Origin of the sequence: Streptomyces silvae (assembly GCF_016745505.1) — a bacterium.
GTDB lineage: Bacteria > Actinomycetota > Actinomycetes > Streptomycetales > Streptomycetaceae > Streptomyces > Streptomyces silvae.
Map to the genome: position 1 here is coordinate 1 of NZ_JAERUC010000187.1, position 22,303 is coordinate 22,303.

Sequence of the window (22,303 nt, forward strand, 5' to 3'; positions counted from 1 at the left end):
TCCTGTGGTCGCTGTGGGCGCTGTTCTTCGGGACGGCCGGGATGCCGGGCATGACGCACCCCTTCGAGTTCACGATCAGCCGGGGCGACGGGGCGGGGAACATCTATCTGGAGGCCGCCGCCGGAGTCACGGCCTTCATCCTGGCCGGCCGGTACTTCGAGGCCCGCTCCAAGCGCAAGGCGGGCGCGGCCCTCAAGGCGCTCATGGAGCTGGGGGCCAAGGAGGTCACCGTGGTGCGCGAGGGCCGTGAGGTCACCCTGCCCACCTCCGCCCTCCGGGTGGGCGACCGCTTCCTGGTCCGCCCCGGCGAGAAGATCGCCACGGACGGGACCGTGGTCGAGGGCTCCTCCGCCGTCGACGTGTCGATGCTCAGCGGTGAGTCGGTTCCCGTCGAGGTCTCCGCCGGTGACCCCGTCACCGGGGCGACCCTCAACGCGGGCGGCCGCCTGGTCGTCGAGGCGACCAGGGTCGGCTCCGACACCCAGCTGGCCCGGATGGCCACGCTCGTGGAGGAGGCCCAGAGCGGCAAGGCCGCCGCGCAGCGCCTGGCCGACAGGATCTCCGCGGTGTTCGTGCCGGTCGTCATCGGGCTGGCGCTCGCCACCCTCGGCTTCTGGCTCGGTTCGGGCGCCGGGCTCACCGCGGCCTTCACCGCCGCCGTCGCCGTGCTGATCATCGCCTGCCCCTGCGCCCTGGGGCTGGCGACGCCCACCGCCCTGCTGGTCGGCACGGGACGCGGTGCCCAGCTCGGCATCCTGATCAAGGGTCCTGAGGTCCTGGAGAACACCCGCAGGGCCGACACGATCCTCCTCGACAAGACGGGCACCGTCACCACGGGCCGGATGACCCTGCTGAAGGTCCACGCCGCCGGGACCACGGACGAGGCCGAAGTGCTGCGCCTGGCCGGTGCGTTGGAGCACTCGTCCGAACACCCGATCGCCCGGGCCGTCGCCGAGGGGGCCGCCGCGAGGGTGGGCGCGCTGCCCACGCCCGAGGACTTCGCCAACGTCCCCGGGCTCGGTGTCCAGGGCGTGGTCGAGGGCCACGCGGTGCTCGTCGGCCGCGAGAAGCTGCTGGCCGAGTGGGCCATCGGACTCCCCGAGGAGCTCGGGGAGGCGAAGGACCTGGCCGAGAGGAACGGGCGCACCGTGATCGCGGTCGCCTGGGACGGCGAGGCGCGCGCGGTCCTGGAGGTCGCCGACGCGGTCAAGGACACCAGCGCCGATGCGGTCCGGCGGCTGCGCGCCCTCGGACTGACGCCCGTCCTGCTGACCGGCGACAACAAGGCGGTCGCCGAGTCCGTCGCGGCCGAGGTCGGCATCGACCAGGTCATCGCCGAGGTCATGCCGCAGGACAAGGCCGAGGTCGTCCGCAAGCTCCAGGCGGAAGGGCGCACCGTCGCGATGGTCGGCGACGGGGTCAACGACGCCGCGGCGCTCGCCCAGGCCGACCTGGGCCTGTCCATGGGGACGGGCACGGACGCCGCGATCGAGGCCGGCGACCTGACGCTCGTACGGGGGGACCTGAGGGTGGCCGCCGACGCGATCCGGCTCTCCCGCCGGACGCTGGGCACGATCCGGTCGAACCTCTTCTGGGCCTTCGCCTACAACGTGGCCGCCCTGCCGCTCGCGGCAGCCGGCCTGCTCAACCCCATGATCGCGGGGGCGGCCATGGCCTTCTCGTCGGTCTTCGTCGTCGGCAACAGCCTCCGCCTGCGCGGCTTCCGCGCCGCCGGCTGAGGCGGCGCCCGTGCCCACGGATCCGGGCCCGCCGCTTCCCTCGGACCGGGTCCCCCCCCAGCAGGGCGGGGGCCCGGTCAAAGGGTAGGTTCGGTGGCGTGGCCACTCTGCTGATCGTGCATCACACCCCGTCGCCCAACTGCCAGGCACTGTTCGAAGCGGTGGTCTCCGGCGCGACGACGGAGGACATCGAAGGCGTACGGGTCGTGCGGCGGGCAGCCCTCTCCGCCACGGCGTCCGACGTGCTGGAGGCCGACGGCTTCCTGCTCGGCACCCCGGCGAACCTGGGATACATGTCCGGCGCCCTGAAGCACTTCTTCGACCAGGTCTACTACCCGTGCCTGGACGCCACGAAGGGGCGGCCCTTCGGCTACTACGTGCACGGCGGCAACGACGTCACCGGCGCCGTACGGGGCATCGAGGCGATCACGACGGGCCTCGGATGGCGACGCGCGGCCGACGCCGTGACCGTCACGGGTGAGCCGGGCAAGGCCGACACCGAGGCGTGCTGGGAACTGGGGGCGACCCTCGCCGCCGGCCTGATGGAGTGACACCCCTGGACGGGTCGCCCGTGTGCACGGGGCGCCCGTACGGGGGAGCCGGACATCCCCGGCCGCTTCCACGACAGCCGTACGACGGCCCCGGCCGCCTTTCCCGACAGCCGTACGAAGGTCCCCGGCGGCGGGTGCCGCGTCAGGCTCGGTCGATGTGCACGCTGGTCGACTTCACCCGGGCCGTGGCCTGGATGCCGACCTCCAGCCCCAGCTCCTCCACGGCTTCCCGGGTCAGCAGCGAGACGAGGCGGTGCGGGCCGGCCTGGATCTCGACCTGGGCCGCCACGTCACCGAGCTTCACGGCCGTGACGATGCCCGGGAAGGCGTTGCGGGCCGAGGTGTAGGAGGCCTCCTCGTCGCCGCCGCCGCTCTGGCCGACCTCGATCGAGAACGCCGCCAGATCACGGCCGTCGATGAGGCGGCGCCCGCTCTCGTCCCGATGGGTCGCCACCCGGCCGGCGTCCGCCCAGCGTCGTGCGGTGTCCGGGCTGACGCCGAGGAGGCGCGCGGCCTGCCCGATGGTGTAGGTCTGCATGCGTGACATGCTAGGGGATTCTCCCGCATCTGCAAGCTTTATTCGTGTAATTCCTTGCATTTGCAGGCCTTGACGAGAGTGGGAATCTCCGACGCGGTATCCGGGCAGGGCGGGCGCCGGTGGCGTGTCGACTGCCCGCGGAGCCCGCTCAGCGCGGCTTCCAGGTGAGCTTGCCGCCGCCCACCCAGCGGACGACCGCCGGGTCGTCGAGGTCATGGATCCGAATTCCGGCCGCGGAGGCGGCGATGAGGACATCCGTCATGTCGGTCGCGCTTCCGATCACCTCTCCGTCGATCTCCACGATGCGGAAGGGCGGATCCCCGGGCTGAACGGGCAGGACGGTGATCCGGGGCGCTGCGGGGTGGGGGCTTTCAGTCATAGGCGAATCGGTTCCACGCGGACGCTCCCGGTATGCCCGACGGCATCAACTGTGAGTCGTATGCCCGGTTTGCGGTGGTTTTCTTAAATTAATCCCGTAATCCATAAAAGGCCATTTCGTGTGACCTGAGGCCTTCGCGCGGGAGCAAATCGCCTGAATCGGACTCAGTGACCAGCGTCACCTTATGCGCCCCCGACGCCCGGGTGCGGCAGTCGGTTCCCTTCTGTGCCAAGAGATGTGACGGATGCGATGTGGGGTGGATTACATGAATTCACGAGAATTGATCTTGCAAATGAATTGTGATCAACGAACCAGGCTTGTTCCTTTCCCTATTTCTCGCCTACGGTCACCATCACTCCGGGCGGAACGCCGAATCCTGCCGCCGTCCGGTTACCCGACCGACCACTTCTCGTACGGCAGGAGCGGGGGACCCAAGTAAGCGCCGATCCGGTTTCCGGAGCGGCTCGGGGTGAAGTCGCATTCGCATGCGGCCGGGCATCTCCAGCCCGAACCCGACAGCTCACTTCGCAGGCGACGGAGAGGAATTCAGCATGCCCGAAAATGGTAAGCACCGTCGTTTCAGGACCAGTTCGCTGACTCGCGGCATCATCGCCGTGACCACGGGTGGAGCCGCCCTGGCCCTCCCCGTGATCGGCGCGACCAGTGCCTTCGCGGCCCCGGCCCAGCCGGTCGCCGTCGAAAAGGCCGCGACCTCGACTGCCGCGACCGGCAAGGGAATTGCCGCGCAGAAGTCCAAGTCCGGCTCGTATTCCGTGGTCGTGGGTGACACCCTTGCGAAGATCGCTCGGGAGCATTCCGTGAACGGTGGCTGGAAGGCCCTGTACGAGGCCAACGAGAAGGCCGTCGGCGGAAACCCCGACCTGATTCACCCCGGTCTCAAGCTGACCCTCGGCGGCAAGGCCGAGAACAAGTCCGCGGACAAGGCCGAGTCCAAGTCCTCCGACCGCGCCGAGCAGAGCGCCGACCGCGCCGACCGCTCGGAGCGCACGAGCACCTCCCTCGCCGCGGAGGGCGCGCCCGCCGCCGAAGCCGCTCCTGCCGCCGAGCCGGTCGCGTACACGAACGACCTCGACGGCTGGATCAAGGAGTCGCTCGCCGTCATGGCCGAGCACGGCATCCCCGGCAGCTACGAGGGCATCCACCGCAACATCATCCGCGAGTCCGCGGGCAACCCCCAGGCCATCAACAACTGGGACATCAACGCGATCAACGGCGTCCCGTCGAAGGGCCTCCTGCAGGTCATCGACCCGACCTTCCAGGCCTACCACGTGCCCGGTACGTCGATGGACAGCTACGACCCGGTCGCCAACATCACGGCCGCGTGCAACTACGCGGCTGACAAGTACGGCTCCATCGACAACGTCTTCGGGGCCTACTGAGTCCTCGCGGAGACGGGACCACTGACGCACGGGCGTGTGACAGAGGCACAGCAGTGACGGGTGGTGCGGGTTCGGCGGAACCCGCACCACCCGTCGTCCGTTTTCACGGCGCCCTGCGGTCGTACGGAGTGGCGCTCCCGGAGCCGTGCTCACCGCCTCCCGCGCGCCCGGGGCTTCCCGCCACGCCGTCACGCCCGCCGACAGGCCGGGCGGAACCCGGTTGACTGGTCTCGTACAGGTTCGTCGTCCATACTGCCCGCCGTGGAGCAGCGCATAGATTCGAACACCAAGCCCGAGTTCGCCGCGGGGACAGACCCGGCGTACATCCCCGGCCTGACGGCCCCTGCCCCCGCGCGGACGGAGGCGGAAGCGGAAGCGGAGAAGGCGGCGTCCCGGAAGGCCGGGCAGGCCGACGAGGCCCCGGAGGTCGATGCCGCGGACGTGCTCGCCCCGGAGACGGCCGAGGAGCCCGAGGACGCGGTCCCGGCCGACGACGAGGCCCCCGAGGACGCTGTCCCGGCCGGCGAGGCCGCCCCCGAAGCCGCCCGCGAGGGCGCGGGCGCCGAGGACGGTCCCGTCTTCGAGGTCAGCGACCGGCGCGGGTCCATCCGGGTGGACGCCGAAGGTGTCCGCTTCCGGCTCGACGACCAGGAGGCCGAGTTCGACTGGGCCGAGATCGGCGCGGTCGAGGTCAAGACCGGCCGCTTCGGCCGCCGGTTCACCGTGACCGTCCACCTGTCCAGCCGCCGGTGGTTCAACGCCGAGGTCGAGGCCGGGTCCCGCGGAGACCTCAAGACATGGACGGCCGAGCTCGACGAGGCGCTGGACGCCCACTTCGAAGAGGCCTGACCCCACGGCCGCAGCCGCGCACCGGGCCGTCCGCCGGCCCGGTGCGCGGCATGCCGTGAGGCCTCAGGCCCCGGCAGCCGTACCGAGCACCACCGACCGCGTCAGATGGCGCGGCCGGTCCGGGTCCAGCCCCCGGGCCGCCGCCCGGGCGATCGCCAGCCGCTGCACCCGCACCAGATCGGCCAGCGGGTCCAGTCCGCTCTCCACCCAGCGCGCCCCGGTCGCCAGCACCTGCTCCCGCAGCCCCTCCGGAGCGGCGCCGAACATCCAGGTCGCCGTCCCGGCCGTGGCGATGCTGATGGGGCCGTGGCGGTACTCCATCGCCGGATACGACTCGGTCCAGGAGAGGGACGCCTCCTTCATCTTCAGCGCCGCCTCGTTGGCGAGCCCGACCGTCCAGCCGCGCCCCAGGAAGCTGAACTGGGTGCAGTCCAGCAGCCCTTCGGGCAGCGGTTCCGCCAGGGCGGTCTCCGCGTCCCGTACGACGTCCTCGGTGTGCAGCCCGAGATGGGCGCGGAACAGGGTCAGGGCGGTGGTCGCGAACCTCGTCTGGACCACGGACCGTTCGTCGGCGAAGTCCAGGACGACCAGGTCGTCGGCCGCCTCCCTCACCGGGGTCTCCGGGTCGGCGGTCACGGCGACGGTCCGGGTGGTGCCCCGCAGCCGGGACAGCAGTGCGAGGACCTCCGTCGTCGTGCCCGACCGGGTCAGCGCGACGACCCGGTCGTAGGAGCGCCCGAAGGGGAACTCCGAGGCGGCGTACGCGTCCGACTCGCCCTGGCCGGACTCCTCGCGGAGCGAGGCGTAGGCCTGGGCCATGTAGTACGACGTGCCGCAGCCGACGACGGCGACGCGCTCACCGGCGGCGGGCAGGGCCGCACTCCGGTCGACGGCCACCTCTGCGGCGCGGCGCCAGCACTCGGGCTGCCCGGCTGTCTCTGTCTCGACATGCGACATGTCCGCACTCCGCTTCCGCTGCTGCTCGTGTCCGGTGAGGCGCGGGGGATGGAACCGACGCCTTCTTGTTCAATTCTGCATGTTAGCGGGGTCAATCGAGCAAGAACAAGCAAAGTGTTAACGCGCCCGTCATTCATGCGGCATCGGTTTTCGGCCATGCTCGGTGGGTAGTCGACTCGATCCGGTTCCCCCGCACCTGTGTGGGTATCCGTCGCGCCGTGCGGACTCGGCAACCGATATCCCGTACATCAGGCGGAAAATCCCCCGTGGTTCCCCTCCGCGGCAACCCCGCACGGTCACCGGCCGACGACAGGCAGCCCGCGCAAGGGGTGATTTCAAGTCACCAGGAGCGCATATTGGCCGAGTTCGAACGCACGACCGGACCGTGGTCGGCATAATCAGCGCATGTCGATCACGGGTGGGGACATCGTCGACCTCGGCAGGGGGCTGCATGCCTGGCTGCCGCCGAAGCGCGGCTGGGGACTGGCCAACTGCGGCCTGCTCGTGTCGCCGCGCGGCGCGCTGTGGATCGACACCCCGTACGACACGATCCTCGCCGGGCAGTTCCTGGTGGAGAGCCAGAAGCGGCTGCCCGACGGGGCCGGCATCGACCGTGTGATCGTCACCCACGCCAACGGGGACCACTTCTGGGGCGCCGGGGTGCTGCCCGACGCGGAGATCATCGCCACCCGCGAGGCCCGGGAGCACCTCCACTACGACCCCACCCCGCAGCAGCAGCACGCACTGGTGGCCGGAAGTGATCCCTCCACTCCCCTCGGCGCGTACCTCGGCCGCCATTTCGGAGTCTTCGACTGGTCGGACACCGAAACGGTGCGGCCGACGACGTACTTCACCGGGGAACTCGAACTGACCCTGGGGGAGTACGCCGTCCAGATCTCCTCCCTGCCGCCCGCGCACACGACGGGCGACCTCATCGTGTATCTGCCCACGCAGCGCACGGTGTTCAGCGGGGACGTCATCTTCTCCTCCACCCCGCAGCAGCCCGGCGACCACCCGGTGCACTGGGCGGGACCCCTCAGCAACGTGATCGACGCCTGCGAACGCGTCCTGGCCACCGGCGCCGAGGTGATCGTCCCGGGACACGGCCCGGTGCTCGACCCCGCCGGGGTGCGGGAACACATGGCCTATCTCGCGTACGTACGGGAACGCGCGCACGCCCTCCACGCGGCGGGGGTCCCCTCGGTCGAGGCGGCCCGCCGGGTGATCGCGGAGGGCCGCTACCCGGAGCTAGGCCTGTCCGAGCGGCTCGTGGTGACCATCGGAAGCGAGTACCGCCACCTGGACGGCTCCGGACTGCCCGGCGTCCTCGAGGTGATGGCGGACGTGGCCGCCGTCGCCCACGCGACCGAGGCGGCCTCGGCCGGAGGCACCGCGTGACCGCCGGCCGGTGCCGCGCGGGCTGTCGACCGTCCCCGACAACAGAGACGCGGTGAAGCCGTGGTGGCATGGATCGTGGCACTGATCGCCGTCGCCGTGGCGATATGGTCGGCGACACGCACCTACCAGGCGCGACGCGAGGCCTACGGCGCCTCGGCGCGCGTCGAGCTCACGGAGCGTCAGGCCAAGGCGGCCGAGGCCCGCACCCTCGCCCTCACCGAGGAGATCCGCCAGCTGGCCCGGAAGCGGATACCCGCCGCGGCCACCGCCCTCTCCCACCGGTCCGCTCCCGTCCCCGGCCTCCGCGAGGCCTCCGGTATCGAGGGCGACGCCGCACGGCTGCTGACCGAGGCCGTACAGGCCGCGCGCACGGCGGTCCTGGAGGAGCGCGGACGCGTCGACGCGGCGGCCCGGTCGGCCATGCGCGGCACCTCCGCCAAGATCCAGTCGCTGCTCAACCAGTCCCAGCACCTGCTGCACGAACTCCAGCACGAGTACGACGACCCGCGGATCCTGCAGCTCGACTTCCGTAACGAGCTGGCGCTCCGCCGCACCCAGGCCACGGCCGTGCTCTGCGACGCCTGGCCCGGACTCGCCCGGCAGAACTCCTCCCTCGTCGAGGTCGTGCTCGGCGCCCAGTCCCGGGTCCCCGGCTACGAGCGGATCAAGGTCGCCAACCATCTGCGCCAGGAACGGCTCGCGCTGGTCGCCCGCGCCGCCGAACCCCTCGCGATCGCGCTCGCCGAGCTGCTGGCCAACGCGACGGCGTACTCGCACCCGGACACCGAGGTGCCGGTGACGGTCCAGCAGACCGCGGGGCGCGGCGCCCTGATCCTCGTCGACGACGCCGGGATCGGCATGGACGACGACGCGCTGGAGCGGGCCCGTACGCTGCTGGCGGGCCCCTCCGAGGTGCTGCTCACCGAACTGGGCGACCCGCCGCAGACCGGCTTCGCCGTGGTGGGACGGCTCATCGCGCGGTACGGCTTCAGCTGCCACATCGAGTCCTCGCCGTACGGGGGGATGCGCGCGATGCTGCGCATCCCGGCGCATCTGCTGACCGTGATCGACGACGACCGCACCCTGTCCGTGCTCGCGCCGAAGCCCGTACGGGCGCTGCCCACCGAGGCGGCCGACGCGGCCCCCGGGGCCGCCGTGGAACCCGCCGCACCCGCGCCCGAAGCCGTGGAACCCGCTGCACCCGCGCCCGAAGCCGTGGAACCCGCCGTACCCGGACCGGCCGGGACCGCGGGCGCCTCGGACTCCGCCTCCGGGGAAGCGGCGCCGCCGGCAGGGCTGCCCACCCGGCGACGCCGGTCCCGCCGGGCGGCCTCCCCCGAGGCACCGGCCGACCGGCGGCGGACGGCCGAGGAGGAGCCCGGACTCCGTACGCCCGAGCGGGCCGGAGCCGCCTGGGCCGCACTCCAGCAAGGCACACTCAGCGGCCGGAACGCGCCCGCCACCCCGCCGCAGGCACCCCAGGAATCCCCATCGGACGATCAAGGAGACGACGAGACGTGAGCACCACCCCCACCGCCGGTGATCTCGCCTGGGTGCTGACCCCCCTGCTGGAGCTGCCCGGAGTGCAGCACGCCGTCGTCGCCACCGGCGACGGACTCGTCGAGGGCGCCTCGCCCGGCCTGGACCGTGCGTCCGCCGAGCGCGTCGCCGCGATGACGGCCACCCTGCACGCCGCCGCCCGCGCCTTCACCACCGCCTTCACCGAGGCCGAGTCGCCGCGCCTGGCCCAGACGGTCGTGGAGTCCGACCTGGGCTTCGCCGTCGTCGTACCGGCCGGGCGGAACACCACCCTGGCCCTGTTCGCGGCCCCCGACGCACACCTGGGGAACATCGCGTACCAGATGCAGGTGCAGGTCACCGCGCTGACCAGGGCCATGCACGCCCCCACCCGCCAACCGGACGCTGCCACCCGGCCATGACCCCCGGCCCGGGCCGCCGCCTGATACCCGCCTACCTGGTCACCGGTGGCCGCTCCGCACCCACCGGTCCCGCGCTCGACCGGCTCGCCGTGCTCCTCCGTACGGACTCGGCCCTGGGGCCGGAGACCGGTTCGGAGCAGCGCAGGCTGTGCGAGCTCCTGGAGCCGGGAGCGCTCACCGTCGTCGAGTGCGCCGCCCATCTGGAACTGCCGGTCAGCGCCACGGTCTTCCTCGCCACGGACCTCGTGGCCGCAGGACATCTGCACGCTCGACCACCGATCCCCAGCGCCGGTGAGATCGACCGGTCGCTCGTCGAGAGGCTGCTCGTTGGACTCCGTTCCCTCCACTGACCGGGGCGGCATCGGCTATCTGCCGAGCGCCGCCGAGACCCTGATGAAACTCGTCGTCACGGGTCCCTTCGGCGTGGGCAAGACGACCCTGATCCGTACGCTGTCGGAGATTCCGACCCTGCACACGGAAGAGGCGATGACGCAGTCCAGCACGGGACTCGACGACACCGCCGGGCTTCCGGAGAAGACCACGACCACGGTCGCCGTGGACTTCGGCCGGCTGACCGTCCAGGACGACCTGGTGCTCTACATGTTCGGCACACCGGGCCAGGAGCGCTTCTTCCCCCTGTGGGAGGACATCGCACGCGGCGCGCTCGGCGCCCTCGTCATCGTCGACACCCGCCGGCTCGAGGACTCCTTCGCCGTCATGGACATGGTGGAGGAGCAGGGACTCCCGTACGCCGTCGCCGTGAACCGCTTCCCCGACGCCCCCGCCCACGCGGACGAGGTCCTGCGCAAGCACCTCGACCTCGACCCCCGCACCCCGCTGGTGCAGTGCGACGCCCGCGAGCGCCGGGGCAGCATCGACGCCCTGATCGCCCTCGCCGAGCACGCCCTGACCTGCCTGCCCGCGCCCCAGGAATCGTCATGACCCCTCCCGCGACCGGCGCTTCACCCGGCACCGGCCCCTCGCTCCTCGAACCCCTCGCGCTGTACGGGGCCGGCTTCGCCGCCGATCCGCACGGCCACTACCGCAGACTGCGCGAGCAGGGACCGCTGGCCAGGGTGCGCATCGCGCCGGACGTCGACGCGCTGCTGGTCACCGACTACCACGCGGCCGTCGACCTGCTGCGGGACACCGAGACCTTCACCAAGGACCCGCGTGCCTGGCAGGCGGGCGTACCCGCCGACTCGCCGGTCCTGCCTGTCCTCGGCCACCGCCCCACCGCGCTCTTCACCGACGGAGCCGTCCACGCCCGCTACCGCGGGGCCGTCAACGACACCCTCGCCCTGATCGAACCCCACCTGCTGCGCGCGGAGGTCGCCAAGGTCGCGCAGCGGCTCATCGCCGCGTTCTCGGCGACCGGCACCGGTGACCTCATCGCCCAGTACGCCCGCGGGCTCCCCCTGCACGTCTTCACCGCCTCCTTCGGCGTGGACCCCCGGGACACCGAGCGGGTGGTCCGTGGCACCGCCGGGATGATGGACTCCGCCGAGGGCGCGCCGGCGGCGTACGACGATCTCGTCGGGGTCGTCACCGATCTCGTCGCCGCACGCAGGCGCCGCCCCGGACGCGATCTCACCACGTACCTGCTGGAGCACCCGGCCGGTCTCGACGACAACGAGGCCGTGCGGCAGATCACGCTGATCATGAGTTCGGGCCACGAACCCACGACCAATCTGATCGGCAACGCGCTGCTGCGCATGCTCAGCGACACCGGGTACGGCGGCTCCCTGCACGGCGGCGCCATGACCGCGCGCGAGGCGGTCGACGACGTGCTCTGGCGCGACCCGCCGATCGCCAACATGGGCGCGCACTTCCCGCGCCACGACACCGAGTTCCACGGGGTGCCGTTGCGTGCCGGGCAGCTGGTGCTGGTCTCCTTCGCCGCCGCCAACACCCAGTCACCGCCCACCGGTTCGGACCCCGCGGGGCGCTCGGGCGACGGTGCCCACCTGGCCTGGTCGGCGGGGCCGCACCGCTGCCCCGCCAAGCAGCCCGCCCTGCTGATGGCGATGACGGCGATCGAACAGCTCACCAGTCAGCTCTGCGACCTGGAACTTGCGGTCGAACCCGGCGCGCTCGTCTGGCGGCCGGGCCCCTTCCACCGCGCCCCGGCCCACCTCCCGGTCCGTTTCACCCCGCTCGACACGCTCCCCGAACCCGGCGCCACGAGCGGCCCGGACGTCTCCGATCCTGCTCCGAACCGTGTCGGTGGTACGCCGAACGGGTGAGGGACGAGAGAATTGCCCGATGAACAGCGAGCGCAGCCGGCGCACAGCCAACCGGCATACGGACGGGGTGGTTCTGTGAGCAGGTACGACAGGTACGACAGGTACGACGCCACCGACGAACAGTGGGAAGGGCTCGCCCAGGTCGTACCCCTGAGGGGCCGTAACGAATGGCCCTCCCGGGTCGACCACCGGACGGTCCCGGAACAGCAGGAGTCGGCGGAGCAGCGGCGGCTTGTCGTCCTCCGGGTCCAGGTGTTCGCGGACGCGCGCGAGGTGGCCGAGTACCTGGTGGCCCAGATCCCGGTCCTGCTGGACCTGACCGGCGCCGAGAACGACGTGGCCAAGCGCATCCTGGACTTCAGCAGCGGTGTGGTGTTCGGGCTCGGCAGCGGGATGCACCGGGTGGACCGCAATGTCTTCCTGCTCGCGCCGGTCGGCATGGAGGTCGAGGGGGTCACCGCGGCGGGCGTACCTCAATCGTAGGAAGGTGGTGCGGGCGGAACGGTTCGCCGCTCACGGGCGTGCGTACGGTCCGCTCATGACTGTGATCTCCACGGGGACGACGGCCTCCGCGCCGTCCGGCGAGGGCCGCCCCGCCCGCCCCGCCCGCCCTTTCGTCAGCGAACTCCGGCTCGACGCCTTCGCCTCGCACCGCCGCACCGTCATCCCGCTCGGGCCGTTCACCCTGCTCGCCGGGGACAGCGGCAGCGGGAAGTCGGCGGCCCTGCGCGGCTACGAGGCGCTCGCCCGGCTGGCCGCCGGTGATCCGCTGGAGGACGTCTTCCCCGACCCGGCGGCCTGGGTGCCCGAAGCGGTCGGCGCCGACGGGCAGGGGCGGCGCGGCTTCAGGCTCGGCTGCACGGTGGAGGGCCCGGCCGGCCCGGTGAGGCTGGACCTCGCCGTGCAGGCCGAGCCCACGCTGCGCGTCGTCGGCGAGCGGCTGACGGACGGCGGGGAGGTCCTGCTGAGCACGGCGCTGCGGGATCCGGGGCGCTCCTTCGTCCAGGCGGCCTGGTACACGGCGGGGACGGTCCCCGTGACACGCGCGCCCCTTCCCGACGACCGGCTGGGCACGGCGCTGCTCCCGCTGCGGGTCGCGGGGACGACGGACGGGCAGCTCAGGGTGCTGGCCGCCGCCGAGCAGGTGGTGGTGGCCCTGAGGTCGGCCTTCGTCTGCGATCCCCAGCCGCGGCTGATGCGCGCGCCGGTGCCGGCCGGGGAGGGGCGGCTGACCTCGTGCTGCGACAACCTCGCCGACGTGCTGCACCGCACCCAGGGCCAGTGCGCGCACCGGCACGCGCGGCTGGTCGCCTGCGCGGACGCCGGGTGTGCGGGGGAGGTGACGGGGCTGACCGCCGCGCGCCTGGAGGACGGGACCGTGCGGGCCCTGGCCGTGCGGGGCCCGGGGCGCAGCACACCGCTCGACCGCCTCGGCGACGGCGAACTCCGCTATCTCGCCCACGCGCTGGTGCTGCTGACGGGCCCCCACGTCCTGGTGGTGGACCCGGCGGCGGAGGTGCCGTCGGCGATGCAGGCCCTCACCGTGGTGGCCGACGGCCTCGACCGGTGCCTGGACGCGCGGCAGACCGCGGAGCTGCTGGCCCTGGCCGCGTCGATCTGCGCGGACGGGCACATGCGCCTGCTCGGGACGGTCGGTGAGGCGGCCGCGGCAGCCGCCCGGAGGGTGCCCGGAGCGACAGTGGTAGACCTGGGCCGGTGACGGAACTTGATGTAGCACAACTGCAGCGCCGACTGGCCGACTTCGCGGCGGCCCGGGCCTGGGGGCCGTACCACACCCCCAAGAATCTCAGCGCCGCGCTGAGCGTGGAGGCCTCCGAACTCCTGGAGATCTTCCAGTGGCTGACGCCCGAGCAGGCGGCGGAGGTGATGGAGGACCCCGGTACGGCGTTCCGTGTGGAGGACGAGGTCGCGGATGTCCTGGCCTATCTGCTGCAGTTCTGCGAGGTGCTGGGCATCGACGCCCTGGCGGCGCTGGCGGCCAAGATCGACCGTAACGAGGCGCGTTTTCCGGTGCCGGGCGGCGTGGAGGTGACCGAGCGTCACTCTTCGGAGTGATCGACTTATCCACAATCGACTTCCTGTCCACAGATTTCCGATTTCCTCTGGCTTTCGTGTGCCGTGACCCTCACTGTGGGTAATGAAGAGGTGAGCGGGTTCTTCTGTACGGGCGATCTCGGACGGTCTGTTCTTCCGTACGGGGTGCGCGGATGGTCTCGGCGACGGGGGAGTGGCATGGAGGCGGAGCGGTTGATCGCGGCGGGCCGGAGCGCGCTGGCGGGGAGCCGGGGGGTGCCGGCCGTCATGGCGGAGGCCTGGCAGGCGCAGGCACTCGCCCGGGCGGTCGGCGGACAGCTGGCGAGGTCGGGACCGGCGGAGTTACGCACGGAGGCGCGCGGGCTCAGCGAGACCTGCGCCCTGGGCAGCGCGGTGCTCGACCACCCGTTGGTCCCGGCGGGATCGGTGCGGGCGTCGCAGCTCACCGAGGTGGATCACGTGCCGAGGGCGCTGGCCGCTCTCGCGCTGCTCCTCGGTGAGGCGGGCATCGCGCTGGTGGGGGTGGCCTGCGGCACGGAGGAGGAGGGGCTCTACTGGCAGTGCATCGAGGCGATAGACGCCGTCGACGAGTCCGTGGACCGGGTCCAGGGCATGCTGAGGCGGCTCGCCGAGCAGGAGCACGAACAGGAGGCGGCCCGGGAGCGCGACGGACCCTTCGGGGTGATCCACGGGCCGGCCGGCTTCGTCGCGGGCCAGCAGTGAGCCGGGGTGCCCGGGGCGCCCGGCACGGGGGAAGACGGAAGTGAGGGGGCGCAGCCGTTTCGAAGGTGCAGGATGGAGGCATGGATCTTCGAATCTTCACCGAGCCCCAGCAAGGGGCGAGCTACGACACCCTGCTCACCGTCGCCAAGGCCACCGAGGACCTCGGCTTCGATGCCTTCTACCGGTCGGACCACTATCTGCGCATGGGGTCCGGGGACGGTCTGCCCGGCCCGACCGACGCCTGGATCACCCTGGCCGGGCTGGCCCGTGAGACCAAGCGGATCCGTCTCGGGACGCTGATGACCGCGGGCACCTTCCGGCTTCCCGGCGTGCTGGCCATCCAGGTCGCCCAGGTCGACCAGATGTCCGGTGGCCGGGTCGAGCTGGGCCTGGGCGCGGGCTGGTTCGAGGAGGAGCACAAGGCGTACGGCATCCCGTTCCCCAAGGAGAAGTTCGGCCGGCTGGAGGAGCAGCTGGCGATCATCACCGGCCTGTGGGAGACCGAGACCGGCAAGACGTTCAGCTACGACGGCACGTACTACCAGCTCACCGACTCGCCGGCCCTCCCGAAGCCCGCCCAGGCGAAGGTGCCGGTCCTGGTCGGTGGCCACGGCGCGGTCCGCACCCCGCGGCTGGCCGCGCGGTACGCGGACGAGTTCAACATTCCCTTCGCGTCCCTCGAGGACACCGAGAAGCAGTTCGGCAGGGTCAAGGACGCGGCCGTGGCGGCCGGGCGGGCCCCCGACGACCTGGTGTACTCCAACGCCCTGGTGGTGTGCGTCGGGAAGAACGACGCGGAGGTGGCCCGGCGTGCGGCGGTCATCGGAAGGGACGTCGAGGAGCTCAAGGCGAACGGGCTGGCGGGCTCGCCCGACGAGGTGGTCGAGAAGATCGGCCGGTACGCCGCCGTCGGCTCCTCGCGGATCTACCTCCAGGTTCTGGACCTGCACGACCTGGACCACCTGGAGCTGATCTCGTCGCAGGTCCAGTCGCAGCTGGGCTGACGGCCGGCGGCTGACGGGAGGGTCCCGGCCCGCCGAGGGGCGGGACCCTCATACACCGCCGGACCGACAGGAACCGGCCGACAGCGAGGAGCAGTTGTGCACTCCGCCCGGACACCGGACTCCACACCCCGCCGTACGCTCGGCGACGCGCTCGCCGAGGGGACGGTGCTGCTGGACGGCGGCCTCTCCAACCAGTTGGAGGCGCAGGGCTGCGATCTGTCCGACGCCCTGTGGTCGGCCCGGCTGCTGAGCGACGCGCCCCAGCAGATCGAGGCCGCCCACGCGGCCTACGCACGGGCGGGTGCGCAGGTGCTCATCACCGCCAGCTACCAGGCGACGTTCGAAGGGTTCGCGCGGCGTGGGATCGGGCGGGCCCGGGCGGCGGAGCTGATGGCCGCCAGCGTGGAGTCGGCGCGCAGGGCGGGGGCGGAGACGGGGCGGGAGCTCTGGGTCGCCGCGTCCGTCGGACCGTACGGGGCGATGCTCGCGGACGGCAGTGAGTACCGCGGCCGGTACGGGCTCACCGTCCGGGAGCTGGAGCGCTTCCACCGGCCCCGGGCGGAGGCGCTGGCCGGGGCGGGCCCCGATGTGATGGCGCTGGAGACGGTGCCCGACATCGACGAGGCCGAGGCCCTGCTGCGGGCGGTCGAGGGGCTCGGGGTGCCGGTCTGGCTCTCGTACAGCGTGGACGGGGACCGGACCAGGGCCGGGCAGCCGCTGGAGGAGGCGTTCGCGCTCGTCTCCGGTGTGGACCAGGTGGTGGCCGTGGGGGTCAACTGCTGCAACCCCGCCGACGCCGGCCGCGCGGTTGAGACGGCGGCGGCCACGGGCAAGCCGGTGGTCGTCTACCCGAACAGCGGGGAGGAGTGGGACGCCGGCGGCCGGGGCTGGACCGGGAAGGGGACGTTCGAAGCGGGGAGGGTGCGGGAGTGGCAGCGGGCGGGGGCCCGGCTGGTCGGCGGGTGCTGCCGCGTCGGACCGTCCGACATCGCGGCGCTGGCGGGCCGACTGGCGTCGTCGGAGGTGTGAAATTGCCTGGTGGGAGACCGGCCACCGGACCATACTCGGACACGTGTTCCTGACTATCAGCACGACCGGCACCCCTGAGCGTCCCGCCACCGATCTCGGTTATCTGCTGCACAAGCATCCCGACAAGGCGCAGACGTTCTCCACCTCGCACGGGACCGCCCAGGTCTTCTACCCCGAGGCGTCCGCCGAGCGCTGCACGGCCGCCCTGCTGCTCGAGGTGGATCCGGTGGCGCTGGTGAGGCGCGGCAAGGGCAAGGGCCGGGGCGGAGCACCCGACGCGGCACTCGCGCAGTACGTCAACGACCGGCCGTACGCGGCGTCGTCGCTGCTCTCGGTCGCGATGACGACGGTGTTCAAGTCCGCGCTGAACGGCGTGTGCCGGGCGATGCCCGAACGGGCCGGGGAGCCGCTGCCGTTGCGGATCGAGGTGCCCGCGCTGCCCGCACGCGGCGGTGCCGAGCTGGTGCACAAGCTCTTCGCGCCGCTCGGCTGGACACGGGTGGACGCCGTGGCCGTACCGCTGGACGAGCAGTTCCCGGAGTGGGGCGACTCGCGCTACGTACGACTGGTGCTGGAGGGGGAGTTGCGGCTCGCGGACGCGCTGCGCCAGCTGTACGTGCTCCTTCCGGTGCTCGACGACGCCAAGCACTACTGGGTCGCACCCGACGAGGTGGACAAGCTGCTCCGGGCCGGGGAGGGCTGGCTGGCCGGACACCCCGAGCAGAAGCTGATCACCAGCCGCTATCTCTCCCGGCGCTGGGGGCTCACGCGGCAGGCGATGGAGCGGCTCGAGCTGGTGCGGCTGGCGGAGTCGGACGACCTGGAGGTGGAGAGCGTAGACAACGCGGTCGACGAGACCACCGACACGGAGGAGAAGCCGGTGCCGCTGGCCGAGCGGCGCCGCGAGGCGATCCTGGAGGCGCTGCGCGCCGCCGGGGCCGCCCGGGTGCTCGACCTGGGCTGCGGTCAGGGCCAGTTGGTGCAGGCGCTGCTCAAGGACGTGCGCTTCACGGAGATCGTCGGGGTCGACGTGTCGATGCGCGCCCTGACCGTCGCCGCGCGCCGGCTGAAGCTGGACCGCATGGGCGAGCGGCAGGCCGGGCGGATCACCCTCCGCCAGGGCGCCCTCACCTACACCGACAAACAGCTCAAGGGGTACGACGCCGCCGTGCTGAGCGAGGTCGTCGAGCACCTGGACCTGCCGAGGCTCCCCGCCCTGGAGTACGCGGTGTTCGGCTCCGCCCGGCCGCGGACCGTGCTGGTGACGACGCCCAACGTCGAGTACAACGTCCGCTGGGAGACGCTCCCCGCCGGACATGTGCGCCACAGCGACCACCGCTTCGAGTGGACCCGGGAGGAGTTCCGGGACTGGTCGGGGCAGGTGGCCGCACGCCACGGCTACACGGTGGAGTTCGTGCCCGTGGGCCCGGAGGACCCCGAGGTGGGGCCGCCCACACAGATGGCCGTGTTCACGATGACCACGGCCCAGGAGACGACGAAGGAGGCGAAGGCCGCATGACCCGTACCTCTCGCACGCTGCCGGTGACCGACCTGTCCCTCGTCGTCCTCGTCGGCGCCACCGGTTCCGGCAAGTCCACCTTCGCCCGTAAGCACTTCAAGCCGACCGAGATCGTCTCCTCCGACTTCTGCCGGGGCCTCGTCGCCGACGACGAGAACGACCAGAGCGCCAGCCGCGACGCCTTCGACGTGCTCCACTACATCGCGGGCAAGCGCCTCGCCGCCGGGCGGCTCACCGTCGTCGACGCGACCAACGTGCAGCCGGAGGCCCGTAAGCAGCTCGTCCAGCTGGCCCGGCAGCACGACGTGCTGCCCATCGCCATCGTGCTCGACCTGCCCGAGGAGGTCTGCCAGGCCCGCAACGCCGGCCGCCCCGACCGTGCGGGCATGCCCCGCCACGTCGTGCAGCGCCACCGCCGTGAGCTGCGCCGCTCGCTGCGCGGCCTGGAGCGCGAGGGCTTCCGCAAGGTGCACGTCCTGCGCACCGAGGAGGAGGCCGACACCGCCGAAGTCGTCCTGGAGCGCCGCTACAACGACCTCCGGCACCTCACCGGCCCCTTCGACATCATCGGCGACATCCACGGCTGCAGCTCCGAGCTGGACACCCTGCTCGGCAAGCTGGGATACAAGGACGGCACGCACCCCGAGGGGCGTACCGCCGTGTTCGTGGGCGACCTCGTCGACCGGGGCCCCGACAGCCCGGGTGTGCTGCGCCGCGTGATGTCGATGGTGGCGTCGGGTGACGCGCTGTGCGTGCCGGGCAACCACGAGAACAAGCTGGGCCGTTATCTCAAGGGCCGTAAGGTCCAGCACAGTCACGGGCTGGCCGAGACGGTCGAGCAGCTGGAGCGGGAGGACGTCGAGCACCCCGAGTTCCGCGAGCAGGTCGCGCAGTTCATCGACGGGCTGGTCAGCCACTACGTCCTGGACGGAGGCAAGCTGGTCGTCTGCCACGCGGGGCTGCCCGAGAAGTACCACGGGCGTACGTCGGGGCGGGTGCGCTCGCACGCGCTGTACGGGGAGACGACGGGCGAGACGGACGAGTTCGGTCTGCCCGTGCGCTACCCGTGGGCCGAGGACTACCGGGGCAGCGCCGCCGTGGTCTACGGCCACACCCCGGTGCCGACCGCCTCCTGGGTGAACAACACGCTCTGCCTGGACACCGGGGCGGTCTTCGGCGGGAAGATGACCGCACTGCGCTGGCCGGAGCGGGAGATCGTCGACGTACCGGCCGAGCGTGTCTGGTACGAGCCGGTGAAGCCGCTGACCACCGAGGCCCCCGGGGGCCGGGAGGGCCGGCCGCTCGACCTCGCCGACGTGCAGGGCCGGCGCGTCGTGGAGACCCGGCACATGGGCCGGGTCGCGGTCCGCGAGGAGAACGCGGCGGCAGCGCTCGAGGTCATGAGCCGCTTCGCCGTGGACCCCAGGCTGCTGACGTACCTCCCGCCGACCATGGCCCCGACCGCTACCTCCCGTGAGGAGGGCTTCCTGGAGCACCCGGCCGAGGCGTTCGCGCAGTACCGCGCGGACGGTGTCACCAAGGTCGTCTGCGAGGAGAAGCACATGGGGTCGCGCGCCGTGGCGCTGGTCTGCCGCGACGCCGAGACCGCCCGCGAGCGCTTCGGCACGGGGGACCCCTCGGACGCCTCGGGCGCCGGGGGAGGTCCCACCGGCGCGCTGTACACCCGCACCGGCCGCCCGTTCCTGGACGACACGGCGCTCACCGAGGTCGTCCTCGGGCGGCTGCGCACCGCCGTCACCGCCGCCGGGCTCTGGGAGGAGTGGAACACCGACTGGGTGGTGCTGGACGCCGAGCTGATGCCCTGGTCCCTCAAGGCGGCAGGGCTGCTCCGCTCGCAGTACGCCGCGGTGGGCGCCGCCGCGGGCGCGGCCCTGCCGGTGGCCGGCGAGGCCCTGGCCGCGGCAGCCGCCCGCGGCGTCGACGTCGACGGCCCGGCCCGCCGCCAGCGGGAGCGCGCCGCGGACGCCGCCGCCTTCACCGAGGCGTACCGCCGCTACTGCTGGAGCACCGAAGGGCTCGACGGGGTCCGGCTCGCACCGTTCCAGATCCTCGCGGTGCAGGGCCGCTCACTCGCCTCCGTGCCGCACGACGAGCAGCTGGCGTGGCTGGACCGGCTCGTCGAGCACGACCCGACCGGTCTGCTCCAGGTCACCCGGCGCCTCGTCGTCGACACGGGGGACGAGGCCTCCGTGCGCTCCGGCATCGACTGGTGGCTGGAGATGACCGGCCGTGGCGGCGAGGGCATGGTGGTCAAGCCGCTCGGCGCCCTCGTCCGGGACGCGAAGGACAGGCTCGTCCAGCCGGGCATCAAGGTGCGCGGCCGCGAGTACCTGCGGATCATCTACGGCCCCGAGTACACGCGGCCGGAGAATCTGGAGCGGCTGCGCTCCCGCTTCCTCGGCCACAAGCGGTCGCTGGCCCTGCGGGAGTACGCCCTCGGTCTGGAGGCGCTCGACCGGCTGGCCGAGGGGGAGCCGCTGTGGCGGATCCACGAGGCGGTCTTCGCGGTGCTGGCCCTGGAGTCCGAGCCCGTCGACCCGCGGCTGTAGGACGTCGGCCCGCGGCCGGGGCCCCGGGGAGCCCGTCCGGAATCGGGTGGCGGTTCGCAGGGTGAACGGCGCTCCGCGCGGTGAGGATGAGGGCATGGGATTCCATGTCGATTCCGAGGCCGGGCGGCTGCGCCGCGTCATCCTGCACCGCCCCGATCTGGAGCTGAAGCGTCTCACCCCCAGCAACAAGGACGCGCTGCTCTTCGACGACGTGCTGTGGGTGCGGCGCGCCAGGGAGGAGCACGACGGCTTCGCCGACGTGCTGCGGGACCGGGGCGTGGAGGTGCACTTCTTCGGTGAGCTGCTGCGGGAGTCCCTCGACATCCCGGTGGCGAGGCGGCTCGTCCTCGACCGGGTCTTCGCCGAGAAGGAGTACGGCCCGCTCGCCACCGAGCATCTGCGCGCGGCCTTCGAGGAGCTGCCCGCCGCCGAGCTGGCCGAGGCCCTGGTCGGCGGGATGACGAAGCGGGAGTTCCTGGAACGGCACAACGAGCCGACGTCCGTCCGCTTCCACGTGATGGATCTGGACGACTTCCTGCTCAGCCCGCTGCCCAACCACATCTTCACCCGCGACACCTCCGCCTGGATCTACGACGGGGTCTCCATCAACGCCATGCGCTGGCCGGCCAGACAGCGCGAGACCGTGCACTTCGAGGCGATCTACCGGCACCACCCCCTCTTCACCGGGCCCGAGGCGGGCGTCTTCCACCACTGGTCGGAGGGCCAGGACGACTACCCGTCCACCATCGAGGGCGGCGATGTCCTCGTCATCGGCCAGGGCGCCGTCCTGATCGGGATGAGTGAACGCACCACCCCCCAGGCCGTGGAGATGCTGGCCAGAGGGCTCTTCGACGCCGGGTCGGCCCGGACGATCGTGGCGCTGGACATGCCCAAGCGCCGGGCGTTCATGCACCTGGACACGGTGATGACGATGGTCGACGGCGACACGTTCACCAAGTACGCCGGACTCGGCATGCTGCGCTCCTACACGATCGAGCCCGGCCTCGGCCCGCGTGAGCTGAAGGTCACCGACCACCCGCCCGAGCACATGCACCGGGCCATCGCCGCCGCGCTCGGCCTGGATGCGATCCGGGTGCTCACCGCCACCCAGGACGTGCACGCCGCCGAGCGGGAGCAGTGGGACGACGGCTGCAACGTGCTGGCCGTGGAGCCCGGCGTCGTCGTCGCGTACGAGCGCAACGCCACCACCAACACGTTTCTGCGCAAGGAGGGCATCGAGGTCATCGAGATCCGGGGCAGTGAGCTGGGCCGGGGCCGGGGAGGGCCCCGCTGCATGAGCTGCCCGGTGGTGCGCGACCCCGTGTGAGGCGGGACCCGGCGGCTCCTGTATAGCAATACGGTCTCTCGTATAGACTTCCAGGTGAAGCATCCGCACGCCCTCAGCC

General features: G+C 72.1%; 22 protein-coding genes and 1 riboswitch. Of the genes, 19 read left to right on the plus strand and 3 right to left on the minus strand.

Annotated elements, in window-relative coordinates; genetic code table 11:
- Both JKV81_RS30035 and JKV81_RS30040 read left to right on the plus strand, forming a co-directional pair.
- Window positions 1-1,739, plus strand: a 1,739-nt coding sequence (locus JKV81_RS30035) for a copper-translocating P-type ATPase (protein WP_202078813.1), incomplete at its 5' end; no start/stop codon positions are given.
- Window positions 1,740-1,837: 98 nt separating this feature from the next.
- Window positions 1,838-2,290 carry a flavodoxin family protein gene (locus JKV81_RS30040; RefSeq protein WP_202078815.1) on the plus strand — a complete coding sequence of 151 codons (453 nt, stop codon included), beginning with the start codon at window positions 1,838-1,840 and terminating at the stop codon, window positions 2,288-2,290.
- Between the two features lie 142 nt (window positions 2,291-2,432).
- Here the strand turns inward: JKV81_RS30040 and JKV81_RS30045 are convergent, their stop codons facing one another.
- Both JKV81_RS30045 and JKV81_RS30050 read right to left on the minus strand, forming a co-directional pair.
- Window positions 2,433-2,828, minus strand: coding sequence for a TOBE domain-containing protein (locus JKV81_RS30045; protein WP_129266028.1), 396 nt, complete (start codon window positions 2,826-2,828; stop codon window positions 2,433-2,435).
- Between the two features lie 148 nt (window positions 2,829-2,976).
- Window positions 2,977-3,207, minus strand: coding sequence for a hypothetical protein (locus JKV81_RS30050; RefSeq protein WP_124275215.1), 231 nt, complete (start codon window positions 3,205-3,207; stop codon window positions 2,977-2,979).
- A gap of 389 nt (window positions 3,208-3,596) precedes the next feature.
- Window positions 3,597-3,756, plus strand: a riboswitch (cyclic di-AMP (ydaO/yuaA leader).
- 2 nt (window positions 3,757-3,758) lie between these two features.
- Here JKV81_RS30050 and JKV81_RS30055 point away from each other — a divergent pair.
- Both JKV81_RS30055 and JKV81_RS30060 read left to right on the plus strand, forming a co-directional pair.
- A complete protein-coding gene (locus JKV81_RS30055; RefSeq protein WP_129266029.1) occupies window positions 3,759-4,607 on the plus strand; it encodes a transglycosylase SLT domain-containing protein in 849 nt (282 codons plus the stop codon).
- A 261-nt stretch (window positions 4,608-4,868) separates the two neighbouring features.
- The gene (locus JKV81_RS30060) at window positions 4,869-5,456 is read left to right on the plus strand and encodes a hypothetical protein (RefSeq protein WP_129266030.1); all 588 of its coding nucleotides are present in this window, start codon (window positions 4,869-4,871) and stop codon (window positions 5,454-5,456) included.
- A gap of 63 nt (window positions 5,457-5,519) precedes the next feature.
- On the opposite strand, the gene JKV81_RS30065 is transcribed toward JKV81_RS30060, so the two are convergent.
- On the minus strand, window positions 5,520-6,413 hold the full coding sequence (locus JKV81_RS30065) for an SIS domain-containing protein (RefSeq protein WP_129266031.1): 894 nt from the start codon (window positions 6,411-6,413) through the stop codon (window positions 5,520-5,522).
- Between the two features lie 405 nt (window positions 6,414-6,818).
- On the opposite strand from JKV81_RS30065, the gene JKV81_RS30070 reads away from it, so the two are divergent.
- The 15 genes from JKV81_RS30070 (at window position 6,819) to JKV81_RS30140 (ending at window position 22,224) form a co-directional block, all read left to right on the plus strand.
- Window positions 6,819-7,811: an MBL fold metallo-hydrolase gene (locus tag JKV81_RS30070; RefSeq protein ID WP_129266032.1), complete on the plus strand. Its 993-nt coding sequence runs from the start codon at window positions 6,819-6,821 to the stop codon at window positions 7,809-7,811.
- Window positions 7,812-7,871: 60 nt separating this feature from the next.
- On the plus strand, window positions 7,872-9,332 hold the full coding sequence (locus JKV81_RS30075; RefSeq protein WP_129266033.1) for an ATP-binding protein: 1,461 nt from the start codon (window positions 7,872-7,874) through the stop codon (window positions 9,330-9,332).
- The gene (locus JKV81_RS30080; RefSeq protein WP_124275220.1) at window positions 9,329-9,751 is read left to right on the plus strand and encodes a roadblock/LC7 domain-containing protein; all 423 of its coding nucleotides are present in this window, start codon (window positions 9,329-9,331) and stop codon (window positions 9,749-9,751) included. Before JKV81_RS30075 ends, JKV81_RS30080 begins: the two co-directional genes overlap by 4 nt.
- Window positions 9,748-10,101, plus strand: coding sequence for a DUF742 domain-containing protein (locus JKV81_RS30085; protein ID WP_124275221.1), 354 nt, complete (start codon window positions 9,748-9,750; stop codon window positions 10,099-10,101). Before JKV81_RS30080 ends, JKV81_RS30085 begins: the two co-directional genes overlap by 4 nt.
- Complete coding sequence (locus tag JKV81_RS30090; protein ID WP_129266034.1) at window positions 10,079-10,693, plus strand: GTP-binding protein; 615 nt, start codon at window positions 10,079-10,081, stop codon at window positions 10,691-10,693. The genes JKV81_RS30085 and JKV81_RS30090 overlap by 23 nt, the downstream gene beginning before the upstream one ends.
- Entirely contained in the window at window positions 10,690-11,997 is a 1,308-nt protein-coding gene (locus JKV81_RS30095) for a cytochrome P450 family protein (RefSeq protein WP_202078817.1), read from the plus strand. Before JKV81_RS30090 ends, JKV81_RS30095 begins: the two co-directional genes overlap by 4 nt.
- Window positions 11,998-12,072: 75 nt before the next feature.
- Complete coding sequence (locus JKV81_RS30100) at window positions 12,073-12,480, plus strand: cell division protein SepF (RefSeq protein ID WP_124275224.1); 408 nt, start codon at window positions 12,073-12,075, stop codon at window positions 12,478-12,480.
- A gap of 7 nt (window positions 12,481-12,487) precedes the next feature.
- Entirely contained in the window at window positions 12,488-13,717 is a 1,230-nt protein-coding gene (locus JKV81_RS30105) for an AAA family ATPase (RefSeq protein WP_202078859.1), read from the plus strand.
- Window positions 13,714-14,073: a nucleotide pyrophosphohydrolase gene (locus tag JKV81_RS30110; protein WP_202078819.1), complete on the plus strand. Its 360-nt coding sequence runs from the start codon at window positions 13,714-13,716 to the stop codon at window positions 14,071-14,073. Before JKV81_RS30105 ends, JKV81_RS30110 begins: the two co-directional genes overlap by 4 nt.
- A gap of 177 nt (window positions 14,074-14,250) precedes the next feature.
- On the plus strand, window positions 14,251-14,775 hold the full coding sequence (locus tag JKV81_RS30115; protein WP_124275226.1) for a DUF6099 family protein: 525 nt from the start codon (window positions 14,251-14,253) through the stop codon (window positions 14,773-14,775).
- Window positions 14,776-14,855: 80 nt separating this feature from the next.
- Window positions 14,856-15,779 carry an LLM class F420-dependent oxidoreductase gene (locus tag JKV81_RS30120; RefSeq protein ID WP_124275227.1) on the plus strand — a complete coding sequence of 308 codons (924 nt, stop codon included), beginning with the start codon at window positions 14,856-14,858 and terminating at the stop codon, window positions 15,777-15,779.
- A 96-nt stretch (window positions 15,780-15,875) separates the two neighbouring features.
- A complete protein-coding gene (mmuM, locus tag JKV81_RS30125) occupies window positions 15,876-16,808 on the plus strand; it encodes a homocysteine S-methyltransferase (RefSeq protein ID WP_129266037.1) in 933 nt (310 codons plus the stop codon).
- A gap of 43 nt (window positions 16,809-16,851) precedes the next feature.
- On the plus strand, window positions 16,852-18,327 hold the full coding sequence (locus tag JKV81_RS30130; protein ID WP_202078821.1) for a 3' terminal RNA ribose 2'-O-methyltransferase Hen1: 1,476 nt from the start codon (window positions 16,852-16,854) through the stop codon (window positions 18,325-18,327).
- Window positions 18,324-20,897: a polynucleotide kinase-phosphatase gene (locus tag JKV81_RS30135; protein WP_129266039.1), complete on the plus strand. Its 2,574-nt coding sequence runs from the start codon at window positions 18,324-18,326 to the stop codon at window positions 20,895-20,897. Before JKV81_RS30130 ends, JKV81_RS30135 begins: the two co-directional genes overlap by 4 nt.
- 94 nt (window positions 20,898-20,991) lie before the next feature.
- A complete protein-coding gene (locus JKV81_RS30140) occupies window positions 20,992-22,224 on the plus strand; it encodes an arginine deiminase (protein WP_202078823.1) in 1,233 nt (410 codons plus the stop codon).
- The last annotated feature ends 79 nt before the right edge of the window (window positions 22,225-22,303 follow it).

Excerpts from the sequence above, each read along its gene's own strand:
- JKV81_RS30045 (WP_129266028.1), bottom strand. The coding sequence starts at position 2,828 with ATGCAGACCTACACCATCGGGCAGGCCGCGCGCCTCCTCGGCGTCAGC.
- JKV81_RS30120 (WP_124275227.1), top strand. The coding sequence starts at position 14,856 with ATGGATCTTCGAATCTTCACCGAGCCCCAGCAAGGGGCGAGCTACGAC.
- JKV81_RS30055 (WP_129266029.1), top strand. The coding sequence starts at position 3,759 with ATGCCCGAAAATGGTAAGCACCGTCGTTTCAGGACCAGTTCGCTGACT.
- JKV81_RS30095 (WP_202078817.1), top strand. The coding sequence starts at position 10,690 with ATGACCCCTCCCGCGACCGGCGCTTCACCCGGCACCGGCCCCTCGCTC.
- JKV81_RS30115 (WP_124275226.1), top strand. The coding sequence starts at position 14,251 with ATGGAGGCGGAGCGGTTGATCGCGGCGGGCCGGAGCGCGCTGGCGGGG.
- JKV81_RS30085 (WP_124275221.1), top strand. The coding sequence starts at position 9,748 with ATGACCCCCGGCCCGGGCCGCCGCCTGATACCCGCCTACCTGGTCACC.
- JKV81_RS30065 (WP_129266031.1), bottom strand. The coding sequence starts at position 6,413 with ATGTCGCATGTCGAGACAGAGACAGCCGGGCAGCCCGAGTGCTGGCGC.
- JKV81_RS30070 (WP_129266032.1), top strand. The coding sequence starts at position 6,819 with ATGTCGATCACGGGTGGGGACATCGTCGACCTCGGCAGGGGGCTGCAT.
- JKV81_RS30140 (WP_202078823.1), top strand. The coding sequence starts at position 20,992 with ATGGGATTCCATGTCGATTCCGAGGCCGGGCGGCTGCGCCGCGTCATC.
- JKV81_RS30135 (WP_129266039.1), top strand. The coding sequence starts at position 18,324 with ATGACCCGTACCTCTCGCACGCTGCCGGTGACCGACCTGTCCCTCGTC.
- JKV81_RS30050 (WP_124275215.1), bottom strand. The coding sequence starts at position 3,207 with ATGACTGAAAGCCCCCACCCCGCAGCGCCCCGGATCACCGTCCTGCCC.